Source organism: Alteromonas sp. ABV4_150 (assembly GCF_056311745.1).
Map to the genome: position 1 here is coordinate 1,342,165 of NZ_CM149971.1, position 26,199 is coordinate 1,368,363.

At 44.5% G+C, this 26,199-nt stretch carries 23 protein-coding genes; 2 read left to right on the forward strand and 21 right to left on the reverse strand.

The annotated features are described in order from the left end of the window. Positions 1–82: 82 nt before the first annotated feature. The 21 genes from ACYX4M_RS05820 to ACYX4M_RS05920 form a co-directional block, all read right to left on the reverse strand. Entirely contained in the window at positions 83–3,805 is a 3,723-nt protein-coding gene (locus ACYX4M_RS05820; protein WP_476082249.1) for a DUF6701 domain-containing protein, read from the reverse strand. Continuing rightward, a complete protein-coding gene (locus ACYX4M_RS05825; protein WP_476082250.1) occupies positions 3,805–4,146 on the reverse strand; it encodes an agglutinin biogenesis protein MshP in 342 nt (113 codons plus the stop codon). The genes ACYX4M_RS05820 and ACYX4M_RS05825 overlap by 1 nt, the downstream gene beginning before the upstream one ends. A gap of 136 nt (positions 4,147–4,282) precedes the next feature. Next, complete coding sequence (locus ACYX4M_RS05830; RefSeq protein ID WP_476082251.1) at positions 4,283–5,026, reverse strand: prepilin-type N-terminal cleavage/methylation domain-containing protein; 744 nt, start codon at positions 5,024–5,026, stop codon at positions 4,283–4,285. Further along, on the reverse strand, positions 5,026–5,547 hold the full coding sequence (locus ACYX4M_RS05835) for a type IV pilus modification PilV family protein (protein ID WP_476082252.1): 522 nt from the start codon (positions 5,545–5,547) through the stop codon (positions 5,026–5,028). The genes ACYX4M_RS05830 and ACYX4M_RS05835 overlap by 1 nt, the downstream gene beginning before the upstream one ends. Continuing rightward, positions 5,537–5,998: a type II secretion system protein gene (locus ACYX4M_RS05840; protein WP_476082253.1), complete on the reverse strand. Its 462-nt coding sequence runs from the start codon at positions 5,996–5,998 to the stop codon at positions 5,537–5,539. The genes ACYX4M_RS05835 and ACYX4M_RS05840 overlap by 11 nt, the downstream gene beginning before the upstream one ends. A 1-nt stretch (position 5,999) precedes the next feature. Further along, complete coding sequence (locus tag ACYX4M_RS05845; protein WP_476082254.1) at positions 6,000–6,530, reverse strand: prepilin-type N-terminal cleavage/methylation domain-containing protein; 531 nt, start codon at positions 6,528–6,530, stop codon at positions 6,000–6,002. Between the two features lie 22 nt (positions 6,531–6,552). Then, the gene (locus ACYX4M_RS05850; protein WP_025256917.1) at positions 6,553–7,140 is read right to left on the reverse strand and encodes a prepilin-type N-terminal cleavage/methylation domain-containing protein; all 588 of its coding nucleotides are present in this window, start codon (positions 7,138–7,140) and stop codon (positions 6,553–6,555) included. Positions 7,141–7,186: 46 nt separating this feature from the next. Next, the gene (locus ACYX4M_RS05855) at positions 7,187–7,681 is read right to left on the reverse strand and encodes a hypothetical protein (protein ID WP_476082255.1); all 495 of its coding nucleotides are present in this window, start codon (positions 7,679–7,681) and stop codon (positions 7,187–7,189) included. Positions 7,682–7,709: 28 nt separating this feature from the next. Beyond that, the gene (locus ACYX4M_RS05860; RefSeq protein WP_476082256.1) at positions 7,710–8,939 is read right to left on the reverse strand and encodes a type II secretion system F family protein; all 1,230 of its coding nucleotides are present in this window, start codon (positions 8,937–8,939) and stop codon (positions 7,710–7,712) included. Continuing rightward, the gene (locus tag ACYX4M_RS05865; protein WP_476082257.1) at positions 8,939–10,651 is read right to left on the reverse strand and encodes a GspE/PulE family protein; all 1,713 of its coding nucleotides are present in this window, start codon (positions 10,649–10,651) and stop codon (positions 8,939–8,941) included. Before ACYX4M_RS05865 ends, ACYX4M_RS05860 begins: the two co-directional genes overlap by 1 nt. Further along, positions 10,651–11,997, reverse strand: a complete 1,347-nt coding sequence (locus tag ACYX4M_RS05870; protein WP_476082258.1) for a tetratricopeptide repeat protein — start codon at positions 11,995–11,997, stop codon at positions 10,651–10,653. Before ACYX4M_RS05870 ends, ACYX4M_RS05865 begins: the two co-directional genes overlap by 1 nt. Next, a complete protein-coding gene (locus tag ACYX4M_RS05875) occupies positions 11,994–12,896 on the reverse strand; it encodes an ExeA family protein (protein ID WP_476082259.1) in 903 nt (300 codons plus the stop codon). Before ACYX4M_RS05875 ends, ACYX4M_RS05870 begins: the two co-directional genes overlap by 4 nt. Before the next feature lie 2 nt (positions 12,897–12,898). After that, the gene (gene mshL, locus ACYX4M_RS05880) at positions 12,899–14,647 is read right to left on the reverse strand and encodes a pilus (MSHA type) biogenesis protein MshL (RefSeq protein ID WP_476082260.1); all 1,749 of its coding nucleotides are present in this window, start codon (positions 14,645–14,647) and stop codon (positions 12,899–12,901) included. Then, positions 14,631–14,948 carry an agglutinin biogenesis protein MshK gene (locus ACYX4M_RS05885; protein WP_476082261.1) on the reverse strand — a complete coding sequence of 106 codons (318 nt, stop codon included), beginning with the start codon at positions 14,946–14,948 and terminating at the stop codon, positions 14,631–14,633. The genes mshL and ACYX4M_RS05885 overlap by 17 nt, the downstream gene beginning before the upstream one ends. A 17-nt stretch (positions 14,949–14,965) precedes the next feature. Next, complete coding sequence (locus tag ACYX4M_RS05890) at positions 14,966–15,613, reverse strand: agglutinin biogenesis protein MshJ (RefSeq protein ID WP_476082262.1); 648 nt, start codon at positions 15,611–15,613, stop codon at positions 14,966–14,968. Then, the gene (locus ACYX4M_RS05895; protein ID WP_476082263.1) at positions 15,588–16,214 is read right to left on the reverse strand and encodes a PilN domain-containing protein; all 627 of its coding nucleotides are present in this window, start codon (positions 16,212–16,214) and stop codon (positions 15,588–15,590) included. Before ACYX4M_RS05895 ends, ACYX4M_RS05890 begins: the two co-directional genes overlap by 26 nt. Beyond that, a complete protein-coding gene (locus ACYX4M_RS05900) occupies positions 16,211–17,125 on the reverse strand; it encodes an agglutinin biogenesis protein MshI (protein ID WP_476082264.1) in 915 nt (304 codons plus the stop codon). The genes ACYX4M_RS05895 and ACYX4M_RS05900 overlap by 4 nt, the downstream gene beginning before the upstream one ends. A 166-nt stretch (positions 17,126–17,291) precedes the next feature. Continuing rightward, the gene (locus ACYX4M_RS05905) at positions 17,292–17,795 is read right to left on the reverse strand and encodes a hypothetical protein (protein WP_476082265.1); all 504 of its coding nucleotides are present in this window, start codon (positions 17,793–17,795) and stop codon (positions 17,292–17,294) included. Positions 17,796–18,000: 205 nt separating this feature from the next. Next, a complete protein-coding gene (locus ACYX4M_RS05910) occupies positions 18,001–18,594 on the reverse strand; it encodes a phosphoglycerate mutase family protein (RefSeq protein WP_476082266.1) in 594 nt (197 codons plus the stop codon). 149 nt (positions 18,595–18,743) lie between these two features. Next, positions 18,744–20,291 carry a glycerol-3-phosphate dehydrogenase gene (glpD, locus tag ACYX4M_RS05915; RefSeq protein ID WP_476082267.1) on the reverse strand — a complete coding sequence of 516 codons (1,548 nt, stop codon included), beginning with the start codon at positions 20,289–20,291 and terminating at the stop codon, positions 18,744–18,746. A gap of 355 nt (positions 20,292–20,646) precedes the next feature. Further along, positions 20,647–21,405 (reverse strand): DeoR/GlpR family transcriptional regulator, encoded by a 759-nt coding sequence (locus ACYX4M_RS05920; protein WP_334058614.1) that lies wholly within the window; start codon positions 21,403–21,405, stop codon positions 20,647–20,649. Between the two features lie 160 nt (positions 21,406–21,565). On the opposite strand from ACYX4M_RS05920, the gene glpK reads away from it, so the two are divergent. Both glpK and ACYX4M_RS05930 read left to right on the forward strand, forming a co-directional pair. Next, positions 21,566–23,050 carry a glycerol kinase GlpK gene (glpK, locus tag ACYX4M_RS05925; protein WP_476082268.1) on the forward strand — a complete coding sequence of 495 codons (1,485 nt, stop codon included), beginning with the start codon at positions 21,566–21,568 and terminating at the stop codon, positions 23,048–23,050. Positions 23,051–23,365: 315 nt separating this feature from the next. After that, positions 23,366–26,164, forward strand: coding sequence for a TonB-dependent receptor (locus ACYX4M_RS05930; RefSeq protein WP_476082269.1), 2,799 nt, complete (start codon positions 23,366–23,368; stop codon positions 26,162–26,164). Positions 26,165–26,199: the final 35 nt, after the last annotated feature.

The window sequence follows — 26,199 nt, forward strand, 5'->3', positions numbered from 1 at the left end:
CGATTGGCCAGGTCTTTTTATTTTGAGACCGTCATGGTGTTTTTTAGCCACAGCGTCACGACCAAGTCCAGCCCCTACTTTGCTAATTGTTGATTTGCTCGCGTTTGTAAATAATGTTGTCGTTTCCTCTATAAACACCATAGGTTAGCGTGGCGCTAGGTGGGTTATCAGCTTCGCCATCCCCATCCCAGTCCCAGAGTAACCATGCAGCAGGCGTGTAAGCTAGCGGATAATTACCCGCTCCATTTGGCGATGATAAGCGCATACCTTCGCCGGTGACGTACGCACCTTCACTTAAGGTTCCGTCTTCAGAAGAAACTAGCTCACCTGAGGCATCATTTATATTAGCGTGTGCAAAGTTTGTGCAGTTATCGTACGTGTTTATGCGCCACGTTTGACCGTCCCAATATTGAGTACGAAGCGGTAATAGTAAGGCTTCATCAGCACCGCCGTAGTTATTTATTAACGTGGCTCGGCCGTAGGCAAAGCTAATTGCATCACCAAAATCATCAACACAGGAACCAGTGCAAGAAAGCCCATTAAAGTTTGCGTTCTCTATTTGTCCACTTTCAGCCACCAGCGCGATAGCCGCATTCATATATGCCCCGTCGAGTGCCGCACTACCTAATCGACTAAATGCAATGTCATTGTCAGAAAACACAATCTGCCCTGTCGTCCCGCTTTGAGGCCATGTTATCAAGTTTGTATTTTCTAAACGGTCAAACAGGCTCCCATCGTGTTCAACCTGCAAACTTAGGTTTGTTAATTTATCGAAGCCTCCGTAGTAGTTCGCGGTGCGGCTGCCATTTTGATTAAGGGCAGTAAGCGTAAAACTGACCTCATCAATCGGTTGGTCAAAATAGTTAAACCCATCACTGGCAGTACATGCCGCTACAACATCCCCGGTTAGTGAAAAGTTAGAGGGCGCAAACCTTCCCACGTTATCGACTTGGCCCACTACCGTGGTGTCGTTCAAGTATGTACTTTGAGCTGCAATAGAAATGACACCCACTTCATCATAATTTACGGCCAAGTTAACTTTACCTTCGTTATCAAAGTTAACGCTGGTTGTGCTTAATGACCCTGTTGCTCCACCTGCTGGCAAGGTTTGTTGAGGCGTTAGAATGACACTTCCTGAATAGTGTTCGGCTGTGTTGTTATTAGCTAAGTCTGCAAAATTATCTGGTACACCATCGTTATTATTATCTTCGCCATCAACCCACTGCACAGTGCGCAGCCCTATTACAAAGTCCTCTCCCGTACGCTTCAGCAGTGAGCCATTCGCGTTACTTGCATAACCGTTAGGGTTCGTACTGGTAGCACTGTCATTTAGGATGTCTATAGCAAAACCAAACGGTCGAACCGCAAAGATATTTGAAGACCCGGATATTGCTGTCCTGTCAGTAATTGTTCCTGTAAGCGATAATTCACCCGCATCAGGGTACTGCACCGTAAACTCTGCGCGAGAGTTTGCGTCAAATTGCAGTGCGAAGGTATCCGCAGATAACCCAAGTTCATACGTGTTATTGTTATTTGACAGGGCCACCTTATTCGAGCAATTGCTAGAACTTGCGCAATTGTAGTTAAGGTCCACATCTACTATTTTATTTTTTAAGAGTTCTGAATTTCCACAAGCCTCGACAGCATAGGTCTTACTATTAAAGCCTTGGTCTGATGGTTTGCCAGATAGTTGGGTTACAATAGTGGCGGTGTTGTCTGTAAGGTTTTTAAACACTAGACCATCGTCTTTGAAGTCAATTTTACACCCTTCAATACCTACATCCTTTCCGCCAATAAAACAGCGAAGCTGACTTGATGGCGTTTCGCCTAGTGTTGCAAGCTTTGTATCGTTTCCTTTCAAGCTGTCTAGCGCTAACGAAATCTGTCCAGTAAAAGAGACGACATCATTTCCGCTCCACTGAAAATTAGCATTGTTTTGCGGAGACAGATTAACCGTTGAAGGCTGAGAGTAGATGAGATCGCAATTCACATCTGCACAAGCCTTAAGCGTTATCTGTTTAGCCGCACAGCTACTGCCTTTATTGTCCGCTAATTCATAGCGATAGTGATTAAGTACTTCGATAACCTCACGACCACATATGCCGGGAATATTATTCGGTACTTCGTTTGCAGTAACTCTAAGAGGTGCTGGAAGAGTTGCCGTTGTTGAAGAAACGGATTCAATTCCTCCACCAGCATTAAAACGACCAATGATGGTTTCATCACCAACATTAGCGAATGTGACCGAACCTTTTGCAATAACTAAGGCGTTAGGGTTAGAGCCATCAATAACTACGTCGCCGTCTACATAAATCGCTAGATAAGCACCATCAGCAACAGTAACGTTGGCATTGGCCATAACGAAGCGGGTTGACTCGCCAATTGGATTTGTACCTGGATCGGAAATATAGATGCGTGTAGGGGCTACGACGTTATAGTTGCCCGCTGCCATCAGCACATTCTGCCTGTTGAAGTAGTAATCTCCTGCTAAATTACCGGCGGTTATTTCGGGGCCGCTGTCATCAACTGTAATACTCGGTATTGCTCTGGCTTGTGACTCGGTCAGTGAGTCTGTGTTATTTACGGTACAGTCAACACCCGGCTCTCCACATTTAGGGTAATCCGCTGTGCCAGCTGTCCCTCCGGGGATTAATTGCGTTGCACTTAGTACGCCGCTGTTTTCATCGATAATACGGCTATTCGCGGGAAGATTAATGGCCGAGCCGCCAAATGCTGCTACCGCGCCAGGAAATGCCACGTCACAACTTGGCACTTCACCACTGAACACAAACTCTGATGTCATAGCCAGAATACTGGCCTCTTCCTCGGCGTGATTGCGCTCTGAATCTAAACTTCGATCTTCATCAACGCGAAGCCCCAATCTATTTTTGTTAACTTGGCAACTGCGTAACCAACCACCATCAGCGCCATTGCGGCTAATCTTACTGGCAGCAACTAGTGGTGTTTGTGTATAAGAGTTCTTAAAGTTATTTCGAAAACAGCCGTCGTCCCACCCCTGAATGCGCACGTCTGCAAAGTCAGCCTCCCAGACTACCTCTACACCATTGTCGTCGAAGAACCTGCGGTCAAACCCTTCCGTGGTTGCCATGTAAGCAACCGTTTCAGTGCGTGTTACGGGCTCATAATCTGTTTCTGACGCTTCCAAAGCTATATAGTATGAAGGCGCTTCATATTTAGCTGCAATGGTTAAGAATGGCAGTAGATGTTCATTGGGAGGTTTCTTGCCATTTACGTCAACTTGGTTATTAACAGTTTGAATAGAGTGGAAGAAAACGGGTTGCTCGCCAAAGTCTGTCTGAAGAGGCACTTCTGCGTATCGCGCATCTTCAGTACCAGGCACTAATGGTCCTGTTGGGGTATACCAAGGAGAATTAGTAGATGCTTGGATAGTAGTAGCATCTAACTCCATTTTGCCTACTTCAACGATATCGCCATCAGGAAATTCGTGAACGCCGTAGGCAATAGCCAAGTAATGACCTCCCATTGTGATATGAGGGCCATCTTCACCAGAGGGCTCAAGGGGCAATGCTTCAAAGCCCGTTCTGGTCACGTTGCGAATTTTAACGATTGCAGGGTTACTCCCCTGATTGGTCGAAAGCATGAACACGGCCGGAGGCTCGTCATACACCTGCGAAAAGCTTATAGTCGTCCACTCTGCTTTATTGTAGGTATTTTGAAGCTCGATGAACCTGCCTTCAATTTGAGGGACGGCTAATACGGGCAGTGCTAAAACAACAAGAACTCCTATAAATAGGGCGCGAACAAAAGGTATACGGTATGTCATTATTCTTCCTGCCTTACTTCAACAAGAACGCGTTTTGAGGTTTCAAGTTGACCCGCGCTGCACTGCGCTTCTGCCCCTAACGCATAGACTCTAATTTCACCAGCGGCGACTTCTGGCTCTTCTACCTCAGTCTCCACATCGCAAGAGAGTGTAATCGAACAATTCTGCACGTTAGAGGCATTAATAGTTACTGGCTGGATAATAGCGGTACATGCTGGATTGTTACCATTAATTAGTCTAGAAATCGCAACTTCCATTCCGCTCTGCGCGGCCAAATAAGCGCGAGCGCCATAATATTCAATGGATTGCTGACGTATATTGGAGGAAATTTGATTGGACAACGCAATACCAAGCCCTAAAAGAACAATGCTTATAATTATGGCTACAATAGTCGTGGAGCCTCTTTGCTGGAAAGGCGAACTCCTGAGGCCGACAGGCCTTCGATTTTTGGTATGACTAGCTTTTAGTCGCGTTTTATTATGGCACATTAGGAAAGTGAACCTCGTGTACAACCGATATCTGCTCATCATCACTGCTTTCTAAGGTCATTTGCAGCTCTATAAGACCATTTTGCCGTAGCCCTGCTGTTACTACGTTCGCGCTCCACGATGCCACATTAGTACCAAGAACACCGGAAGTAGTACCTTGTGTTCTTATTAAACGCTCTCCCTGAGCGGTAGATGTTCTACATATTGTCACTTGTTCTTCAGGAACGAAGAAGCGTTTGCCTGGGGAAGATTGTGTATTAGCGGCGCTAAGCGTGAGATCATATTGATTATCGCTAGTTGGCTCAGAAGCCGCATCAGCAATAGTATCTATTGTTAGTCCATTATCATTCACGCTCTGCGGGTTTGTGGGGTATATCACAAGTGTATCATTCACGCTTAACTGACTATTGAACACGACTACGTGCATAGGGTTGTTAAACGCATCACCCACGTAGGTACCACTTTCTTTGATAGGGTAATAAGACAGGCACCCTAAACTTGCATCAAATGACACTGAATTCGGCACCACATTGCGTAACTCTTTTTCCAGTCGCAGAATAATAAAGCGCGCGTCGGATACAAGGCGTGTACGCTCAGCACCTGTTATATAAATTTGCGCACTTAAAGAAATCACCTGGGCGACAGAAACGCTAATTACGCCCAGAATAGTGATTACTAAAATAAGCTCTATAAGCGTAAAACCGCGCTGGGTCTGTGCTTTTGGAAGGGACATCAATAGCTCCCTCGATAAGCACTGAAGTTGTAAACTTGGCCGTCTGGTGCAGTTACTGCTAGATCAATGCGCTTAAACGTTTGACCATCAGTAGGCGTGCTGTCATCTAAGTCACTGTCGTAATCTACCGTTACCGCAAAACCAAAATTGTTATAGTTTCCGCCCACATTGCTGACTACATAGCCATTGTAATCGTCCACATCATCATATTCGTCTTCGTTAGCTTCTTCCGGACCAAGGGTTGTTGAGCAATTTCCTTTGGCATTACAGGTTTCAAAAGGCGGGCTTCTGTCGCTGTTTTCGTCATAGGAGCGACTAAGTATATCGTTCATTAACGATTGACCTAACTTAGCTGCCTTTACTTGGCGAAACGGCTCAGCCGTTTGTTCAGCTTGCGGCACAATAAGCGACAGCACTATTGTTAAGCTGATAGTGAATACAACAATACCAATCACTAGCTCTAATAAAGTGAAGCCTTCACTGTGTTTTTTGCTCGTAAGAAACATAGCGCTAGCACGCATAAATGGCCCCTTCACTTTGCAAACACATAGAAAAAGTGCTTATTTGAATTTTGCAGTTAGTTGAGCAGGCAATATTGCTTGGTCTGCCAAATCCGTCAAACTGGATTTGAGAAAAACTATCGCCGTTTTCATCTGCAGTTAGAAAAGTGAAATCAGTGCTAGATGCATTGACAACTTGGTCGTCATCAAAAGCAGTAGATAGGGAATTAGCACAATCATGGTCAGCGGGGGGAGCAATAACTGTACTTGTTATTTTCACGCAGCTGGTGTCTTGTACATTTTGCATGGCGCGAAGCTGCATATTGCGCACCAACTGAAGGGTTCTGTCGCGAAGCGCGATGGCTTCTTCGGTGTCGCTACCAAGAAAGCGGGGTGCGGCGGTCACCGCCAGCACCCCAATAACCAATATGGTTATAATAAGTTCTACGAGTGTAAAACCGTTTTTCTTCACATTACTCTACGCATGTGTTTACAGTAATTGTAGGGCGCTCGCCTTCAGCTGTTGAGTTAGTATAGGCAACAGAACAAGCACTAGTAGCAGCAGGAGATGCAGGTGCCCCATCGTATGCACCCGTATAGTATATAAGAATAGTATCATCATCCACTGCTGCAGTTGCGTAATCTCCCACTATGTTGCCATCACCATCCACTACATTAATGTCAGCATCAAGAATATTAGTGAAATTTGCTGCAGTTCCAGCATCTGGATATCCGAACACCAAAGATACAGTAGTACTATTACCGATATTGACCGAATCCGAACCATCACTTGAAGCAGCTACATCATTGATAAGTGCTTTGCCATAAACGACAGATGAAGCAGATTCCAATGAACCAGCAATACCTTCCAGTACAGAATCACGCGCATCATCTTGAAGGTTCAAAAACTTAGGTGCTGCTGTTACCGCTAGAATACCCAGCAATACAATTACAATGATTAACTCGATAAGGGTAAAACCCTGTTGTCTTGATACTTTTTGCATAATCAAACTTCCTGAGTATTAATTAAAAAACAGTAACCTGGCCAGTGGCTGGGTTATAAGTGAAACCGTCAAACGTGGTACCGTCAGGTGTGCCGTCTGCTGGTGCTGAACTATTAGGTAAACCCATAGACTCAACTAAGTAGTAAACACACAGTGTGTTTGCGCCAGAGTCATCTGAACGTACCGCGTATCTGAAGTCAGCAACAACCGTATCGTTTGTCGATGTGGTGTTGGTAGGTGCCGACTGTAGAATTAGGTCAAATGTGTTTTTGCACTCGGTATTGTTAACCGTAGAGATAAGTGTATTACCAGTGGAACTGCCGGTAGGGTAGCCAATAGTGCCGTCAACGCCAACTGGCGTCTGGTCGTAAGTAACCACTGTGCCATTACCGTTACCGTTGTTGCCACTTGGGCGACCTTCTACTTCCCACTGGGCACGCACAAGACCAACAGCGGCAGCAAAGCCACCTGCTACACCTTCTACACTGGCTTCTCGTGCTTCATCGGTAACATCGATAAAGCGCGGTAGCGCCGTAGCTGCAAGCAAGCCTAAAATAATTACAACAATGATAAGCTCTATTAGCGTAAAGCCTTGCTGTCTCGTGTTCATAGCATCTCCTAGATTAAAAAAATAAGCGCATAACTCCGACGCTTAGTTAACTTTTTCTTTCTCTTACTACGCCGCTACCAGCGTTGTACTCAAACCAAACTTTATTTTGAATAAAGAATGCACACTGCAAATATCCGTTTGCGTATTCATCGCTTACCGATATTTTTGACGACACATCGAATTCCCTTAAAGTCGCCAATGTGAACATGTATTCACACGCATTTCCTTGATCCGGCTCCAGCCCTTCAGGCCAACCCTTTGTATTTACAAATACCTCTGCAGCCACTTCTTTTTGCTGCTTTATACTGCCACTGGCATCAAAGTCCGTTTCGTAAATCAAAACCCTTGATTGCTTGGACTTTATCCATTGGGCTCTGGCTAACATAACAACCCGTTGAAACTGAGCCACTGCGTTTTCTTTGTTAACTTTTTCAGCTTCGTCTATCACTGGTGCTGCGTGATACACGTACGATGTAGCCAAAACAGCAAGCACCAATCCGATCACAATAAAGTTAAATAACCCTGCTCTAGTGCTAGCCACGTTTAGCCCCATTGAAATAGCGAACCCTTTACCCGCCTTTCACCGCCGACATCATGTTCCACATTGGTGTGAAGATGCCAAGCGCAAGTATCAACACCATGACAGCCACAAAACCTATTAAGATAGGCTCAATCTTGGCGGTTAAACTCTTGAGGTCGAAGTCGACTTCACGTTCGTAATAATCTGCGCTTTCTTCTAAAAGCGGCTCTAGCCGCCCGGTTTCCTCACCTACGGCAATCATCTGCAATACAAGTGTAGAAAACAGTTCGCTATTTTTCGAAACTCTCAGCAAGCTTTCGCCTTTTTCTATGCCTTGACGCATTTCTTTAATACGCATTTGCATGTGAGCGTTATCTACGGCATCGGCGGTTAGCGACAAACCCGCGGTCAACGGTACGCCCGCACGCAGAATCATAGAAAAGCTACGGCTATATCTCGACAGCAATGATCGCTCAATAATGCTGCCCACAACAGGCAACTTTAGTTTAAATTTGTCCCATTTAAGTCGTCCATTAGTCGAATTAACGTATTGTTTAGCCGAGAAAATTGTTCCAATTAATACGATTAAAATTACCCACCAGTAGTTTACGAAGAAGTTTGACGTGCCTATTAGCACGCGAGTCATTATGGGTAGCTCGGTGTCGAACCGCTCAAACATTTGTGTGAAAACGGGTACAACGAAAAGATTCAATATAAACATAGCAATAGCGAGCGCTATCAATACGAAAGTGGGGTACCGCAATGCCGATTTAATACGCTTTCGCGTTTCCTGTTCCCGTTCGAAATAGAGGGCTAACTGCAGGAAAACATCGTCCAGCTTACCGGTATTTTCACCTACTACGACGACAGAAATAGTTAACCGCGTGAAGATTTTTTCATATTTCGTCATGGCAGAAGATAAGCTTCTGCCCTGCTCTAACTGATCGGCTATATCTTTTAGAATTTCTTGAAAGCGTTTATGTGAGGCGTTTTCACTTAGCCCTTTAATTGCCCGGATAATCGGTATACCCGCTTTCAGCAGCGAGTACATTTGGCGAGAAAAGATGATCATCTCATCCAGCCCGACTTTAGCTTCGAAAAGGTGACCTATGTCTAAACCAGTACCCGTTTTCTCTGTTTTTTTAGTTTCTTCTATCGAAATAGGCACTATGTTTTTAGACAACAAAGCCTGCGCCGCTGCTTGCGCAGACGCAGCCTCAATAATGCCTTTTTGAGGGCCACCTTGAGCCGATTTACCCGCATAACTAAACTGAGGCATTAGTGGTTCACCACCTCAGGCACAAATTCAGCCACCTTAAAGACCTCATCTAACGAGGTTTTACCTTCTGCAGCATAGTCAAGGGCCATATGAGAAAGAGGCACGAAGTCTTTATTGGCCTTCGTTGCATCAACAAACCCTTGTGTATTATCGTCGCGCAGAGCCTCCATCATGTCTTCATTCATCTCTAAAAACTCAAACACGCCAATACGACCTTTGTAACCAGTATGGTTGCAGCTATTGCAACCTCGTCCTTTATAAAAAGTCGCGTTCGCTAGCTCTGGCTTTAAAAAACCTACCCATGCTTGCTCTTGCGCACTGGGCCCTCGCTCTTCTTTACAATTTTCACATACACGACGTACCAAACGCTGTGCCAACACCCCACGCAGTGAAGTAGCTACTAAGTAGGGCGCCGCGCCCATATCGATAAGACGGATGGCACTAGTTACAGAGTCATTGGTGTGAAGTGTACTTAAAACCAAGTGGCCAGTAAGTGCGCCTCTGAGCCCTATTTCAACGGTTTCTTGATCACGCATCTCCCCCACCATGATAATGTCAGGGTCTTGTCGAAGGGTGGTACGTAAAATAGACGCGAAATCGAGACCAATTTTTGAGTTCACTTGCACCTGATTAATACGAGGCAAGCGATATTCAATGGGGTCTTCTGCAGTAATGATTTTTAAATCGGGCTTATTGAGCTCACTTAGCGCGCCATACAAGGTGGTGGTTTTACCCGAACCCGTTGGCCCGGTTACCAAGATCATGCCATGAGGTCGGTTTATGGCGGCGCGAAATTTCTCAGCCATCGCATCAGGCATCCCCGTCTGATCTAACGTCAAAAGACCCGCGGATTGATCTAGCAAACGCATAACCACCGCTTCACCGTTAGCGACAGGCATGGTTGAAACACGCACATCAAGGGTGTGACCTTTCACTTTAATATTGAAACGTCCGTCTTGAGGAATACGCTTTTCTGATATGTCGAGACCAGACATCAGCTTTAGCCTAAGTACCAATGCCGAGGCAATTTTAACCTGGTTTAGCGTGTTTTCCTGCAGCACACCGTCTACACGCTGCCTGATGCGCAGAATATTTTCATCAGGCTCAATATGAATGTCAGATGCTCGCACCTGTACTGCATCCTCAAAAATAGAGTGGAGTAGCTTTACTACTGTGGCATCTGAAGTGGTATCGTCGAGAGCAGATAATTCAAAGTCAGCTTCATCGGCGTACTCTTCACCTAACTTTTCTGCAAATGACGCTATATCCTGGGTACGACGATAAACCGAATCAAACGCCTCTAACATTTGATTCTCTTGTACTATCGCCAGTTCAATATTACGCGGTGCCACTAGCGGCCCAAGCTGATCAAGACCACCTAAGTCTGTAGGATCGCTCATACCTAGCAGCACTTCATCATCGTCAGCTTCTAGTACTAGCGCGCGATAACGTCTTGCATAGGTTTCTGGGATAAGTTGAGCTTGTTCTGGGTCTATTCGGCGCTGGGTAATATCTAAAAAAGGTATATTAAGCTGCTGTGCAAGAAAACGAAGAAGTTGCGGCTCGCTTATAAACCCTAAGTCAATGAGCGTATCACCAAGTTTTCGCCCAGATGAGCGCTGTGCCGATAGCGCATTATCAAGCTGCTCGCTGGTAATAATATTTTCGTGAACTAATAAATCGCCGAGGCGCATCTTTAATCGAGGACGCATTAAGGTTGCTCCTGTAAATCGGTTAGGCGGGCACTGGCATATTGCAATGACGTTGAAGAAAGCCCGCCTATTGCAAGGGCTCTTGAATATGAAGAAATGGCCAAGCGCTTGTCTTCCAATGCATCATAGTTGACCCCCAGTGCCAACCACCATTTTGCATTATTCGGTTGTAGCGAGGTCATGGCACTGAACGCCGAGATAGCTTGCTCTGGTTTATTGATTGTCTGTGCAGAGGTCCCCTTTAGTATCAGATAATCGATACGTTTTTCAGCCAGTGCTTTCGCATCTAAGCTATCTGGCATAAGGTTCAGAGCTTCTTCAAAACGGTTTTCTTGAACCAGAATCTTAGCCATGAGTTCGCGCCACACTAACGCCTCTGGTGATATTACAACGCCTTCTGAAAGTACCTGTAACGCTTGTAGGTTGTTATTTTGACCAAAATAAAGGGCGGCCAACTGTTTGCGAGCCTCGGTATTTTGCGGGTAGGTAGATAGTGCAAGAGTAAAGCTTTTTTGAGCGTCGTCGAAAATACCAAAATTGTAAGCTTTAAGCCCAGCTTCTAAATGAACGGCGCTTTGTTGCTCTGGCGATTTAGGCGTAACGTCAATCGCTGGCTCACGTGAAATAATGCTATCTGGTTTAGGCGAGCTTAATTCACCAGTTGTTTTAACGTTTGTTCCAGGGTTTGTCCTGCTGGCCGTTTGTATGCTTGCTTTTTCTTGGGTTAAGCTTGAGGCTTTCACTACCGCCGAGCCGGTTTCTTCAGTCTCTTCTGATATGTTTGCGGCTGATAGGGTTTCGTCTTTAACTTCGGCTGCCTTTTTATCTGACTTTTGATCTGATTGGGCATCCGAGTTTGAGCTTGAAGAATTAGCAACTTGCGAACGTTGCCTATACTCTGCCTCGTCGTCGACTTCCGCCTCATCAATACTATTAAATACAATCTCAGCCACATCTGACGGCGTATTTTGATATGCCAAATCTTCTTCGGATAACGGCGTAGACTTCATGCCTTCTAAGTGTTGTTCGGCACTATCGACATATTGCTTGGAAGTAACTTCACTGTCCGCTTGGATGGGCTTATTTTCCATTGCGCTTACTGCTGTATTCTGTACATCGCCTTTTGCAACAATGTCAGCGCTACCTGTATTACCAACACGCTTACTATTCCCAGACTCAGTCATACCGCTCAACACCAGCCAAATAACTAGACCTAGTACAATGAGCGCAATTAGCGCTTTTGGCCAAAGCGAGCGATTTTCGACGTGCACCGTAGGCGGCAAGCCAAAATCTTTGTTCTGGTTTCGCTCATCTAGCGATTTTAAGGTGTCATTTAAAATGCTCATAAGCCCTGCGCCCCGTAAAGGTAAAGCACACTTGCTACAGCAACCGCAGCTATGGATAAAATAACGATGCTTTGTCTAGGAACAAGCCTTCGCTTACAATCATCAGTATCAAACACTGCGTTCATCGTATGTTGCCAATTCGCTGCGCTTTTACCCTGACCGTAAGCACGAAGAAGAATTTTGTGGCAAACAATATTGACCAACCGTGGCGTTCCTCGGGTGACTAATGCAATAAACGCACGTAAACCTTTTGATATTAACTGCTCACTGCCGCCCGCCGTTGTCAGTCTATGCCCTATGTAATAATCTACTTCTGCCGACGTCATCTTGCGCAATGTGTACGAAAAGCTGATGCGCTGACGGATTTGCCTAACCTTGGGGTTTGACAGGTTAGCGTCAAGCTCTGGCTGACCGAATAAGACAATTTGAAGCAGCTTGCTTTTTTCTGTTTCTAAGTTGCTAAACAAGCGCAGCATCTCAAGTGCATCCCAGCTTAACGATTGCGCTTCATCGATAATCAGTACCGCTTGCCGTCCCTCTTGTTTGAGCGCTAAAAGCCTTGACTCTATGGCATTGTGTAACCCCTGAGAGGCTTCGTTTTTACTCATATCAATACCTAATTCATTGGCGAATGCTATACGCAACTCGTCAGGGCTCAGGTATGGATTCGGCAAATAACAGGCTACGAATTTATCCGAAAGGTGGTTTATAAGCTTGCGGCACAACAGGGTTTTGCCAGTCCCTACTTCACCGGTAATTTTGATAAAGCCTTCAGACATACTCAACGCAGACAAAATGACTTTTAACGCTTCATTGTGCGGCGCCAGCGCACAAAAGAAATCCGTGTTCGGCGTAAGCGAAAACGGCATTTCTGTGAAATGATAAAAGCCTTGATACATAATTAGTTTCTATACCATTGATCAAGTAATGACTGGGTGCGAAGGCGCTGCTTTTCCCACGTATCTGGCTGTACCACCGAAGGGCGAATGAGAATAACCAACTCGCGCTTGCTCTGGGTTTTCGCCTTGTTTTTAAACGCGTTACCGATAATAGGGATATCACCTAACAGAGGTGTTTTAGATTCTTGCTCGCTGGTAACCGTTTCCATTAAACCGCCTATCACCACAATTTCACCGTCGCGAGCGCGGATCACGGTATCTGATTCACGAATATTGCTTTGCGCCAGCGGTAACAATATTTGTTGGTCACCTACTTGGATAACCTTTGTCTGTTCCGCCGTTTCTGTTACTGAAGGGTGAACATGCAGAATCACAGAACCACTTCTGTCTATTTGCGGTGTTACATCCAAAGCAATACCAGAGAAGAAGGGGGTTAGTTCGATATCGTTTTCGTTTTCAGTCTGGGTCGCACTCTGATCTTCACTCGTCGACACATCGGTAACAAAGTACTCGTCTTGTCCTACTTTAATAACCGCCTTTTGGTTGTTAGTTACCGTAACGCGAGGGTTACTTAGCATTTGCACGTCACCCTGAGTTTGAAGCATATTAATAACACCATCGAAGTCGCCGCGAGAAATACGTAGCGTTGATACTCCACCGATATCGGTTGAGATAGTATTTCCAATAGCATTTACCGCATTAATAGCCGGGTCGATTCCCGCAGCAGTGTTTGCTGCAAAATTAGAAGCAAGCGCCCCGCCGCTAAACCCAAAATTGACGCTCCCCGTTAAGCCGCTAGCTATACGGTCCCATCTAACGCCTTGTTGGTAACCATCATTTAGCGTGACTTCAATAATGCGAGCTTCTAGAACTACCTGACGTTGCAGGCTTTCTTGGCTTTGATTTAGAAAATCTTTCACCACGGCAATTTCGCTTGGTAGCGCGCGCACCGTTACCAAGCCCGCTTGCGGCGAGACCACAACCTGACGGCCTTCTGTGGGCGATACTAATACCTTCAAAGCCTCTTTTAAGTCACTCCAAAAATCGTTTTCACTGGTGGTTTGAATGTTTGAGCCATTAAGCTGTTGGATATTGTTGCCGCCAAGACCACCTTGGCCACCAAAACCGCCTTGCCCCCCCAGAGCGTTACCGCTGATGTTATTGTTGCCGTTAATACCGCCGTTGTTACCGCCATTATTTTGGTCCTGCTCGCTAACACCGCCCGCAATTACGCTTACGTTCGATACACCAAAACGCTTGATCATTAGGAAGTTAACCGGGATAGATTCTGTCTTTAACTGCGACGGCATTACCTGGATGACTTTGCCTTCTAAAAATACATCCAGCGGATACATTCTAGAAATAATCGTAAGCACATCATCAAGGGCTACGTCTTTAAGGGTTAGGCTGATTTGACCTGAGACCGCTGGATGCACAGCCACACTATATGGCGTATCTTCCACTAGCGCATCGAAGAAAGGGCGAACATCTACATTATTGGCCGATACGGCAAACATTTTCTGAGACGTAGGGGCTGGTAGCGACTGATAGCGAGCCACTTCTGACAGCAATTCTTGGTTTAGCTGTGGCGGTGGCGTGGGTTTGCTGACAGGCGCATTCTGAGAACGATTGAGTTCCTCGCGAATATGCGGCTTAACTTCCTCGCCAACACCATAGGTTTGACAACCCGCGATAACAAACGCCGCAGCTAGGACCAGTGCGTTAGAAATAAGGCTATTTTTTAATTTCATATGCATACATTCTTAGTATTTTCTGCTGACGACCGTCAGTGATAATCACGTGTTTAGGGTGAATTTTAGACACAGTGAACTCGTTAAGCGTGTCACCCTCTCGATAAGATTTGCCAGAGATAATCGCGCTATACCCTGAACTGCGTTTAAAAATTGACTGCAGTGCCAACTCACCATCTAAAAGGCCGTTTTCCTTTACACTCGCCCCCTTGAACAAGGCAGGTTTAGTTGGGTCTACGGCAGCTAGTGTAGGCTTGAAAACACTACCTAATACCAACAAACTAAATACAAAGTATTTCATTATCTTCACCTAGACTCCTAAAGCGAAATAAAGGTAGCGTTATTGCTTACTGTCGCTAACCCAAGCGTCAGTGATGCGTTGGGATATTCACCGGCGTTATAAGCGAAGTCAGTCACTATGACTTTCTCGGGTGCTGCTTGCAGACGCGCTAGGTAACTACGTAAATCAAAGTAACTTCCCTCAATCACTAGGCGCATATTGTGACGATAAAAAGCTGTACTTTGGGAATCACCTTCGCCAAAACGAATAGTTTGAGTAGGTTCAACGTTAAAATTAACCAAACTCACATTATTTTCTTCGTTTAACAACGTCATCAGTAGCTCAGGCATTCTGTCAGCCGCCACAAAGCCTTCGTTCAATGAAAGTAGCGCCTCATCAACGCTCAGTAGCGCTTGTCTCGCGCTATCTAATTCTTGCTGCATACGTTGTGTGTAATCGACAGACAGTGCTTGTTTAATAGCATCACGTTGAATAACTAGCGCCTTATACTCACTTTCTTTTCGAGTAGCTGTTTTGTCAGCGGCAGACATGTCTTCCAGCGCTGGTGATATGCCGAACCAAAAGAACAAATAAACGATAAGGCCAAAGCTCACCCACAAAATAAGCTGCTTTTCTCTGTTTTCAAGCGCAGAAAACTTATCAGAGAGCTGTTGATACTGACTCATCAGCGTCTCCCTCAAAATCGGTTGATATTAAAAATTGCTTCACATTTTCAGCACCATCTACTTCGTCGAACTTCACTGACGAAAATGACTTCCCTTGGAAGAAAGGAGACTGCTGTAAATTCTTTAGCCAAACAGGAATAGACGAGGGTGCGATTGTTTGTCCTGACAGGCGAATTTTTTGGGTGTCTATATTTATGCTGGTAAGCCATAGATTCTGGTTGTGATAGTCCGCAAGGTCATCCATCACTTCACCATACTTAGTTGCATCAAAAGACAGTTCTCCGCTTTTTAAATAAGCAAGCAGTTGCTTTCTGTTTTGAATCTTTGCATTCACTTGCTCAAGCTGCTGTTGTAGCGCTTTGGTATCTCGCTTTTTCTCTAGGGCATCATTGAGTGTTTTAATCTCGTCGTTGATTTGGCGTGTCGATGCTGACATCTGTTCTATTTTTTCTTGCTTGGCGTTTAGCAACACGTTAAAGGCCATAACAGCAGTTAGCATTAGCGCAAATGCTACGCCGTTTACCCAAAGTACCTTTGATAAGGGTAAGCGCTCTTTTCGAGGTTTAAGCGAGGGGTGGTAAAGGTTTATTGTGCGCTTCACTGTTCATCCCTCACTGCGACAAGCGCGCTAGCTAAAGCAAAATGACAAGCGGGTTCAACAACATCAGCTAACTCAAGCTCCGGAATAAATTTTTTCATAGCCGCAGGCTGAAATGGCTTCAAGCGCTCTATTACAGGCTCGCAATCAAACTGTGTTCTGAACAAGATTTCTTTTAGCGGTGGCTGTTTTAGCTGTGACTCATAAAAATCCATCGATCGCTGTATTTCTAATCCAAGCATGTCGCTCAACTGAACGAGGTCTTCTTGGCCGGCGGATTTCTTAACAAAGCCCCTTAAACGTCGCGATAGCCAAATAGCACGCGAACGGACAATCATCAAAAATGGTTCGCTATCAGGCTCTTGAATAATAAGCAAACGCGCATAATCATCATCAGGCACCATTTCTGTCGCCAGCACCTCTTTGGTGTGGATATGAGTGAGTTTTACCTCTTTCTTTTTAGATAATCTTTGTACAAGCGCAGAAAGCGAGGATTTATCGGCAGCGAACACATCGATTTTTTTACCGCCGGATCGAGTTTGGACCGGATAGTCGATGTAGTCCAAAACAATATTGCTAGAGTCAAAAGGAACTAACTCGCCAAGAGTCCAAGGTAGCGCCGTTGTAATGTCTTCTTCAGGTAACTCAGGTTTATCGACCTGTACCATATGGTACATTTCTTGTGGAAGCACGACAGATACTCGGCACGTTTCCTTATCGAAATCACGCAATGCATCACTTAATTGTGTCTCAAGTGGCTTTCGATTATCGAAAGGAACAGACGCAACTGAGCTAAGCACATAATCACTACCCCCAAAATTAATCGCGGTAACATGTAACTCAGTCGCACTCACAGACACACCTACGGTGAGCTTTGCACTGTTCTTTTTCGAAGAGAATAAGCTAGATAGCATATGCCTACTTAATTCGTTAGTGTCGAGTATTATCTTATTTTCAACAATACCTTAAGGTTTCAATTTGTGACATGGCGCTAACTCAAAAGTAGACTAATTATCTAAATAAACCAAATACCTATATAGCAGAACATTTATATTAATATGTATAGATATGAAGACCTTATTAGTCTTCTAAGGCGGTTACCGACCCGCTTACTGGGTAATAGTCAAAGTAGGTACCATTACTCAAGCTAAAGCGACACCAGTAGTTATCTTCATTTGCTTCAAGCTCGGCGTAGTATCTTGCATGTACTTTAAACCCATCTACACGGAGTGGAGATGCCACTACTGATGACCAAATTTTCTCACATCCAGCATCCGACATATTAGCTGTTGGCCATCCATTGTGATTCATACGAACTGGCGTTCGGTTTACTTCACTACCCGCGTCATCATAGTGAATGAGCATTATCATAGTAGTGGGCTGACGCACTCGCCATTGCCAATGTGAAGAAACCACATGCCGTTTAAAAGTATCTAAACGCTCAGCAAAGGCTTCTGTAGTCGTATCTGCTTCACCAATGTGAAAATAGTTAATTACTACCCCTAGTGTTACCGCAAAAATAACGGCAATGGACGCTTTTATAACGTTTTTCGTGGTGTCGGCGTCTTTTTTATTTTTATTCATTTACGGATTCTCAGCTTATCACCGCGGTAACAATTCTTGTTTACCCTAGGTTTTTATCAAGATATGCAAGACATAAATCGGCTATCGCAAGCGAAAAACGACCTCGCTATGTCGATAGTTTATCGGCATTTTGAATAAAATATGAAGTAATACTAGTTCGCATAGATAATTAAACGAACCCTCAAGCCTAGCTCGTTTAAAACTATCAATGATTAGCGTTAATGGCTTTTTGCAGAATAGTGATACCCCAGAAATCACTGTCTTTTTGCTTCAGCTGCCACCCATTTTTCATGAGCGCTTTTCGCGTGTAGAAGTTAGTCATACCATGTCCAAACAGAACCACTTTAGGATGTTTTTCGCTGAGTTTATCGATATGCAGGGAAAGCTTTTCAACTCGCTTTTTAGCAAATTTAAAACTCTCAAAGCGGCCTTTAGTTCCCATAAACCAGAGGGCGCGGCTTAGCAAAACCCAATGCCAACTGCGTAAGATGAAAGGCAGCTTGTAATAAGGTATATCCATTTCTCTCAGTTCCGGTAACTCTTCATCAATTGAAGTTACGCCATACTGAGCAGCTGTTAACTTTGCTCTTAAAAGTGGGCTGACGGCGATATAGCTACCGGTTATATCTATTTTTTGCTTGGGTTGACTGGCTGGGTCTAGGGAAGATTTATTGTAGTTCCGCACCCAGCTTGCATATTCGGCGGCATTCACTTTCTCATTGTGGGCTGAAAGTGGCTTTCCGTGGCGTATGAAAACTACTTCTTTCATCGCGCTTCCTTTCATGACATCCGTATTCATACTAAGTCCATTTAATTAAATCTAACTGTTTCGCAAGCGTAATGGGCTATGTGAATTGTTATTTACTTCATATAGCGGGAATATACGAAAACATAGGGCGTTAGTTTAAACACAACGCCCTTTGCACATACTGAAACGAGCTAACAACGTTACGCACTCGCCAATACTGGGTCAATAGCTTGACCCTCGCTATCAAGGGAGTCCGCTTTTTGTTCGATGTATTGCGATAGCACCTCTTGTTGCGCTTTGTTTAAACGCAACCCATGCTTAGTTCTGCGCCAAATAACATCTTCCAGCGTACATGCCCATTCACTCTCGATTAGATAGTCTACTTCTGCGCAATACATACCTGCGCCAAAGTCTTCTCCCATCTCAGCAATTGACGATTTTCCTTTTAAAAATTTGTAGCTTAAAAGGCCATATTGACGCGCATAGCGTTGAGCGATGTTTTTGTTCAACCACTGAAACTCACCAATTAACTTATCTACAAGCTCGTCTTGGCTTTCGAATGCGCCACCTGGTAAAGACACATCTTTAGTCCATGCTTTCTTAGCTTTAGGGAAACATGTAGTCAGTTTGTCTACCGCATGCTCAGCTAATTTTCTGTAGGTCGTTATTTTCCCTCCAAAAATATTGAGCAGCACAGGCTTGCCTGTTTCGCCTTTGAGTTCTACTTTATAGTCTCTCGTTAACTCCTGAGCAGAAGCATTCTTTTCTTCCAATAAAGGTCTTACGCCACTGTAAGAGTGAACGATATCGCGTAGAGTAATTTTTGACTTAAAGTATGTGTTTACCACATCTATCAAATACTCGGTTTCTTCATCCGAGATAGCAGCATCTGATGGGTTGCCTTTGAAGTCTTCATCAGTAGTGCCTACCAGCGAGAAATCCCCTTCATACGGAATCACAAAAACAATACGCCCATCTCTGTTTTGTAATATATAGGCTTCATCAGTATCGTAAAGTTTCGGCACAATGAAGTGGCTTCCTTTCACCATACGCATAGCATTTGGGTTGTTAACATTTACTAGACGATCTAGGAAGGATACCGCCCACGGGCCTGCAGCATTGACAATAGACTTCGCTTTTACTGTAAACGTTTTCCCTTTTACCGATTTAAGCTCAACACTCCACAGATCATCTTGCTTTTCAGCTTTAACGCATTCAGTGCGGGTGTAAATTTGTGCGCCTTGATCTTGTGCGGCCAGTGCGTTCAATACTACTAAGCGTGCATCATCCACCCACCCATCAGAGTACTCAAAGCAGGTTGTAATATCGTTAACCAACGGACTTTCGCTTGTTGTCGACAGCTTACGTGAGCGAGGTAGCATATTGCGTTTCGCCAATGAATCGTAAAGGAACAATCCAATTCGAATCATCCAGGCTGGGCGCAAATGCTTTTGATGCGGCAAGCGAAACCTCAAGGGCCACATGATATGAGGGGCTTTTTGAAGGAGTACTTCCCGTTCCGCCAATGCTTCTTTTACTAAACGGAACTCGTAATGTTCTAGATATCTAAGGCCGCCATGAATGAGCTTACTGCTTGATGAAGATGTAGCGCCAGCAAGGTCACCTTTTTCACATAATGCTACTGAAAGCCCACGCCCTGCAGCGTCTAGCGCCACGCCAACACCGTTAACGCCGCCGCCAACAACTAAAACGTCGACTGTTTTTTCAGATTCATTGCTGTGACTCATAGTTCGCCCCTGCTCGTATTCACATTTGCTTTATCTAATTGTTGGCTATTTGACAACCAAAAAGAAAACATGTCAACACAAAACGAACATTATCGAACATTAAGGAAAGTTAAAGAAACCCGATTATGTGTTAATTTGTTGGTAAATAATGCAGATAAAGGATGAAGGGCTCAGCAAATCTACATGCATCGACTCGCATATTTGAGAATATAAATAGCCAAGCGAATCAACACAAAATCATGTGCAAGGAATAATCAGCGATGAAGCAACGTGCAATATCATCGATAAGATAAGGCTAGTCCATAATTATGACAGACCTGTGATTGTGACAATAAACGAGTAAGACTATTGATAGCTATGCTTTTACAAATGTAATGTTATTCTCTTTTATAATTTTTACTATGCTTGGCGGTGGTGTCTTATCACAAACCAAGCAATCTACTTGTGAAATATGGCCCTGTTCAACCATAGCGCGACGCTCGAATTTGCTATAGTCGGCCGCAAGAATAACGTGCTGGGTATGTTCTAAAATAGCTTGTGAGACTTTCACTTCCCTAAAGTCGAAGTCAAGCAGTGCACCGTCTGAGCTTATACCGCTTATACCGATAATGCCGTAATCCATTCGAAACTGACTAATGAAATCACAGGTTGCTTCGCCAATAATTCCGCCGTCGCGATAGCGTACTTCACCAGCGGCGATAATCACCGAGAAGTCTTCTTTAGCAGATAAGATTGTCGCAACATGGATGTTGTTTGTTACTACGTGGAGATTTTTGTGGTTGAGCAGTTTGGTGGCAATAAGCTCGGTTGTGGTACCAATATTAATAAACAAAGACGCACCATCAGGGATCATGGCTGCCACAGCCTCTGCAATTTTCTCTTTTACTTCACTGTTTTGCGTTTTACGTTCTTGGTAAGGCGTGTTTTCCCAACTTCTATTTAAGCCAGCCCCACCGTGGTAGCGACTGACTACACCGTTTTCAGCCAGTTGATTTAAATCTCTTCGAATGGTCTGTGGCGTCACTTCACAAGCACTAACCAAATCATCAATAGACATAAAACCATGTTGCTTAATTAGCCCAACAATTTTTTCGTGCCTTTGCGTTTGGTTCATCACACATCCTCAGAAGTAAAATCGACACTAATTATACGTGCCTAAAAACAAACTTCACGCGATAAAACGAAAATCAAATGTTCGTTTTCGAAAATATAGCATTGTTAAACATCTGTAAATGATGCAAACTCTATGAAAAATCATCTTCAGGAGTGACCTTATGGGACAACATATTCTTGCCATTGACCAAGGCACAACAAGCTCTCGCAGCATTATTTTTTCTCCGAAAGGAAGTATAGAAGCTATTGCTCAACAAGAGTTTTCGCAAAAATACCCTAAGGATGGTTGGGTAGAACATGACCCTGAGGAAATTTGGGAAAGCGTTGTCGCTACCCTGAAGGAAGTTTTTAACAAATGTAGTGTCGCGCCATCAGATATCGCCGCCATTGGTATCACAAATCAGCGCGAAACCACGCTAGTTTGGGACAAACAATCCGGAAAGCCCATCTACCCCGCTATTGTGTGGCAAGACAGACGCACAGCGCAATATTGCCGAGATTTTAGCGAAGACCAAGAATTTGTTTCGTACATAACTGAGACAACAGGACTTTTACTCGACCCATACTTTTCAGCAACCAAAGTCGCATGGATACTAGATAACGTCGAAGGCGCACGAGAGAAGGCTGAAAATGGCGAGCTTCTATTTGGTACTGTGGATGCGTATTTGATTTGGCGCTTAACGGGCGGTGAATCACATAAAACTGATGCCACCAATGCGTCTCGAACCATGTTGTTTGATATTCATAACCAGTGTTGGGATGAAAAGCTACTCGATAAATTTAAAATTCCAGCTTCAATGCTGCCGGAAGTTATGGACTGTGCAGCAGATTTCGGAGTTATTAAAGAAGACATCATCGGAAAAGCGATTCCTATTCATGGTGTAGCTGGTGATCAACAAGCCGCCTTGGTTGGTCAGGCTTGCTTCGAAAAAGGCATGGCGAAGAGTACTTATGGCACGGGTTGCTTCATGATCCTTAATACAGGCGACGCCCCGCTTCAATCGAAAAATCGATTACTGACAACAGTGGGTTACCGCCTCGAAGGGAAAACTACCTATGCACTTGAAGGTAGTATTTTCATGGCTGGCGCCACCGTTCAATGGCTACGGGATGGCTTAAAGCTTATTGATGATGCTGCAGAATCAGAAGCTTTAGCGCAGCGCGCTAGACAAGATAACGGTGTGTTTTTAGTTCCCGCATTTACCGGGTTAGGCGCGCCTTATTGGGATCCTGATGCTCGTGGCGCCATTTTAGGGCTTACCCGTGATACAGGGATAAGCGAGATCGTTGCAGCAGGCCTGCAATCGGTTTGTTATCAAACCAAAGACCTTCAAAAGGCGATGGAAAGCGACGGCGCTCGCCCTACAAATATACGTGTAGACGGTGGCATGTCGCGCAACGACTGGGTCATGGGCTTTCTGTCGGATATTTTAGGGGCTGAAGTAGAACGCCCTGAAATTACAGAGACTACTGCGCTAGGTGCAGCTTTCCTAGCAGGATTACAGGCTGGTGTCTTTAATTCAATTGACGATTTAACCCACTGCTGGAAGAGTGATAGCGTTTTCACTCCAAGACTGTCGAAGCCGGAGCGCGATCAGGCCTATGAAGGTTGGAAAGCAGCCGTAGAACGTATCCGCTGCAGTTAATGACGCTTAAATTCCCCTTATTTTTCCTATTGTTAATAAAGTGCGGTTATATACCGCACTTTTTTTATACAAAAAAAATTTTTATAACATTGTAATTACATTGTCATTTTGTGCTAGTATTGAACCCAAGGTAAACGTTTCACCTTTTACCTTTAAACGTAAACGCTATATTTTTCAAAAAGTTACAAATAATAATCGAGAAAATATAACGTTAAATATGTAAAAGTAATGTTAATAAGCTTGATCCACAGATACCAAAAACGTAATTTAAGTGCAAAGTACGTTAAAACGTAGCCTACTCACGGAGAAAACACAGTGACACATAAAATTAACACATCACAGTTAGGCCCGATTGCGAAACGCTCACTTTTGGGTGTCGCTATCGCCTCTGCCCTACACGCACCGGTAGCATTTTCTCAAGATGCTGACACTCAAAGTGTAAACGATGCACCTGTTGAAGTTATTGAGGTTCGCGGTATTGTCAGCAGCCTGAAACGCGCTATGGCTGATAAGAAAGAAAACCTCGCTGTTTCAGACGGTATTGCAGCAGAAGATTTGGGTAAGTTCCCAGATTTAAACGTAGCTGAATCACTTCAGCGTATCACTGGTGTTTCTATCGACCGTAACGGAGGCGAAGGCCAGCAGGTAACAGTACGTGGTTTTGGTCCCCAATTTAACACGGTACTTGTTAACGGTCGCCAACTAGCTTCAGATGATGCTGGGCGTGCATTTAACTTTGACGTACTTGCTGCTGACCAAATTACTGGCGCAAATATCTACAAGAGTGGCGTTGCTAACCTTCAATCAGGTGGTATCGGCTCTACCATCAACGTTTCTACTGCTCGTCCGTTTGACTACGACGGCTTTCAAGCTGTTGGTAGCTTGAAAGGCATGTATGAGACGCTTTCTGAAGAAACGTCTCCACAAGCTTCTTTCTTAGTTAGCAACACGTTTGCTGACGATAAGTTCGGCTTACTCCTAGCGGTATCACATCAAGAGCGTGAAGTTCAAATTAACCGCATTCAAACAGCAGGCTGGCGACCAGGACTGACACTGTCGAACAGAAATGACGGCGTAATTGCATCAAATGTATACCTTCCTCGTAACTGGGATCAGGTTGTAGATCAACAAGACAGAACGCGTACAAATGCGTCGCTTGTTGCGCAGTTCGCACCATCTGATGATGTCACTATCACGTTAGACGGTTTTGTATCTAAATTTGAAATTGATTCACAAGTAACTGACCTAGCATCATGGTTCGAACCAGACCGCGTTGGCTCTGCGACCATTTCTGAATACGGCACTGCTATTCAATTTACGCAAGAAATTGACTTACACCAAGGTAGCGGTAACCCTGCGTCTGACTTCGTTTCATCGACCCGTGGTGTACGTGACGTAACTAACAAGGGTTTTGGTTTAAATGTTGACTGGCAAGTAACAGATGCCCTTTCGGCAACATTCGACGTTTCAACATCTGAAGCTGAAAATGATATTGGCGGTAAAGGACGCTTCAACGTAGTTGGTATTATTAATAACTACGAGTTTGACGGCACTGGAAGCACACCTACAGTAATTCACGACGGTTTTGGCAACGGTCAATTGCCTGACATTAACCTTAACCGCCTTCACTACAATGACTTGGGTAACGTAGTTGCATCAGAAGATGAAGTTACGGAATATAAAGCAGACTTTACGTACCTAGCTGATTCAGACGTTTTCCGTAAGGTTGATTTTGGTATTTTGCGTTCTGAGCGCGAAAAATTCGTATTCCAAGAGTTTGCGTCACAATGTGCGTTCTGTGGTTATGGTACAGCAGCGCCAATTGATGAGCTTAATATCCGCCCGTTTACTGCAAACAACTTCTTCAGCGGTCTGATTGACACTTGGTATACCTATGATGGTGATGCATATCTAGACTACCTTGCCTCTCAAGGTGCTCCAGTAACGCCAACGTTGCAAAACAACTACTACAACATTGAAGAAGAAGTCACTGCACTTTATGCTCAGTTCGAATTTGGTTATGACATTGGTGATATGCCATTAACCATGAACTTTGGTGCACGTTATGAAGAGACAAACGTGGCTGTTTCAGCGGTACAAGCGTTTGTTTCTGACATTATTCCAACCACTGACTTAACGCTTTTCTCAAACGTATTTGCTCCAGCAGAGGATATTACTGGAACAACGTCTTATTCTAACCTTTTACCTAGCCTTAACGTGAAGTTAGAAGTACAAGAAGATATGATTGTACGTTTCTCGCGCTACGACTCTCTGACGCGCCCCACTATGTCGCAGATGTCTCCAGCAACCACCTTTGGTGAACCTCGTCGTCAAAACCTTCAGGCAAGCGGTGGTAACCCTAATCTGAAGCCATTTAGTGCGGAAAACTGGGATCTATCATTTGAGTGGTACTACAGCGATGACTCTGTATTCTCGTTTGCAGTATTTAGCAAAGAAGTTGAAGACTTCATTGTTACGCTTTCAGGCGCAGAAACTTACACTATGACTGACCGCCTACCAGGAGACTTCCGCTGTGCAGCAGCAGATTGTGCGCCGGGCGTTTCGCTTGACCCACAAGACCCTGACCGCGATGTGGTAGCTGATACTGAAGAGCTTAATGGTGCAAGCGAAGTTTATACAGTAACTCGCCCTCAAAACGGCGAAACAGCAACGGTTAATGGTTATGAAGTGGCTATTACCCACGTATGGGATAACGGCTTTGGTGTAACTGCTAACGCTACGGTAGTTAACAGTGATGCGGAAGTATCTGGTGATACTAGCCAAACGTTTGCATTAGAAGGGCTTGGCGATTCACAAAACCTTATCGTGTTTTATGAGCGCGATGCGTTCCAAGCTCGTGTAGCGTTTAACAACCGTGAGTCGTTCCTATTTGCACTTGATAACGGTTTATCAGGCGAACCAACCACTACTGAAACCTATGGTCAGTGGGATGTGAGTGCAAGCTACGACATCAATGAACACCTAACAGTATTCGTTGAAGGTATTAACGTAACGGAAGAAGAACTTACGCAGATTGGTCGCTTCCCAGACCAAATTTACTCAATTGAAGACAATGGTGCTCGCTACTCTGTAGGTATCCGAGGCTCATTCTAAGATTTGTGTGTGTTTTGGCAGGGGTAAAACCCTGC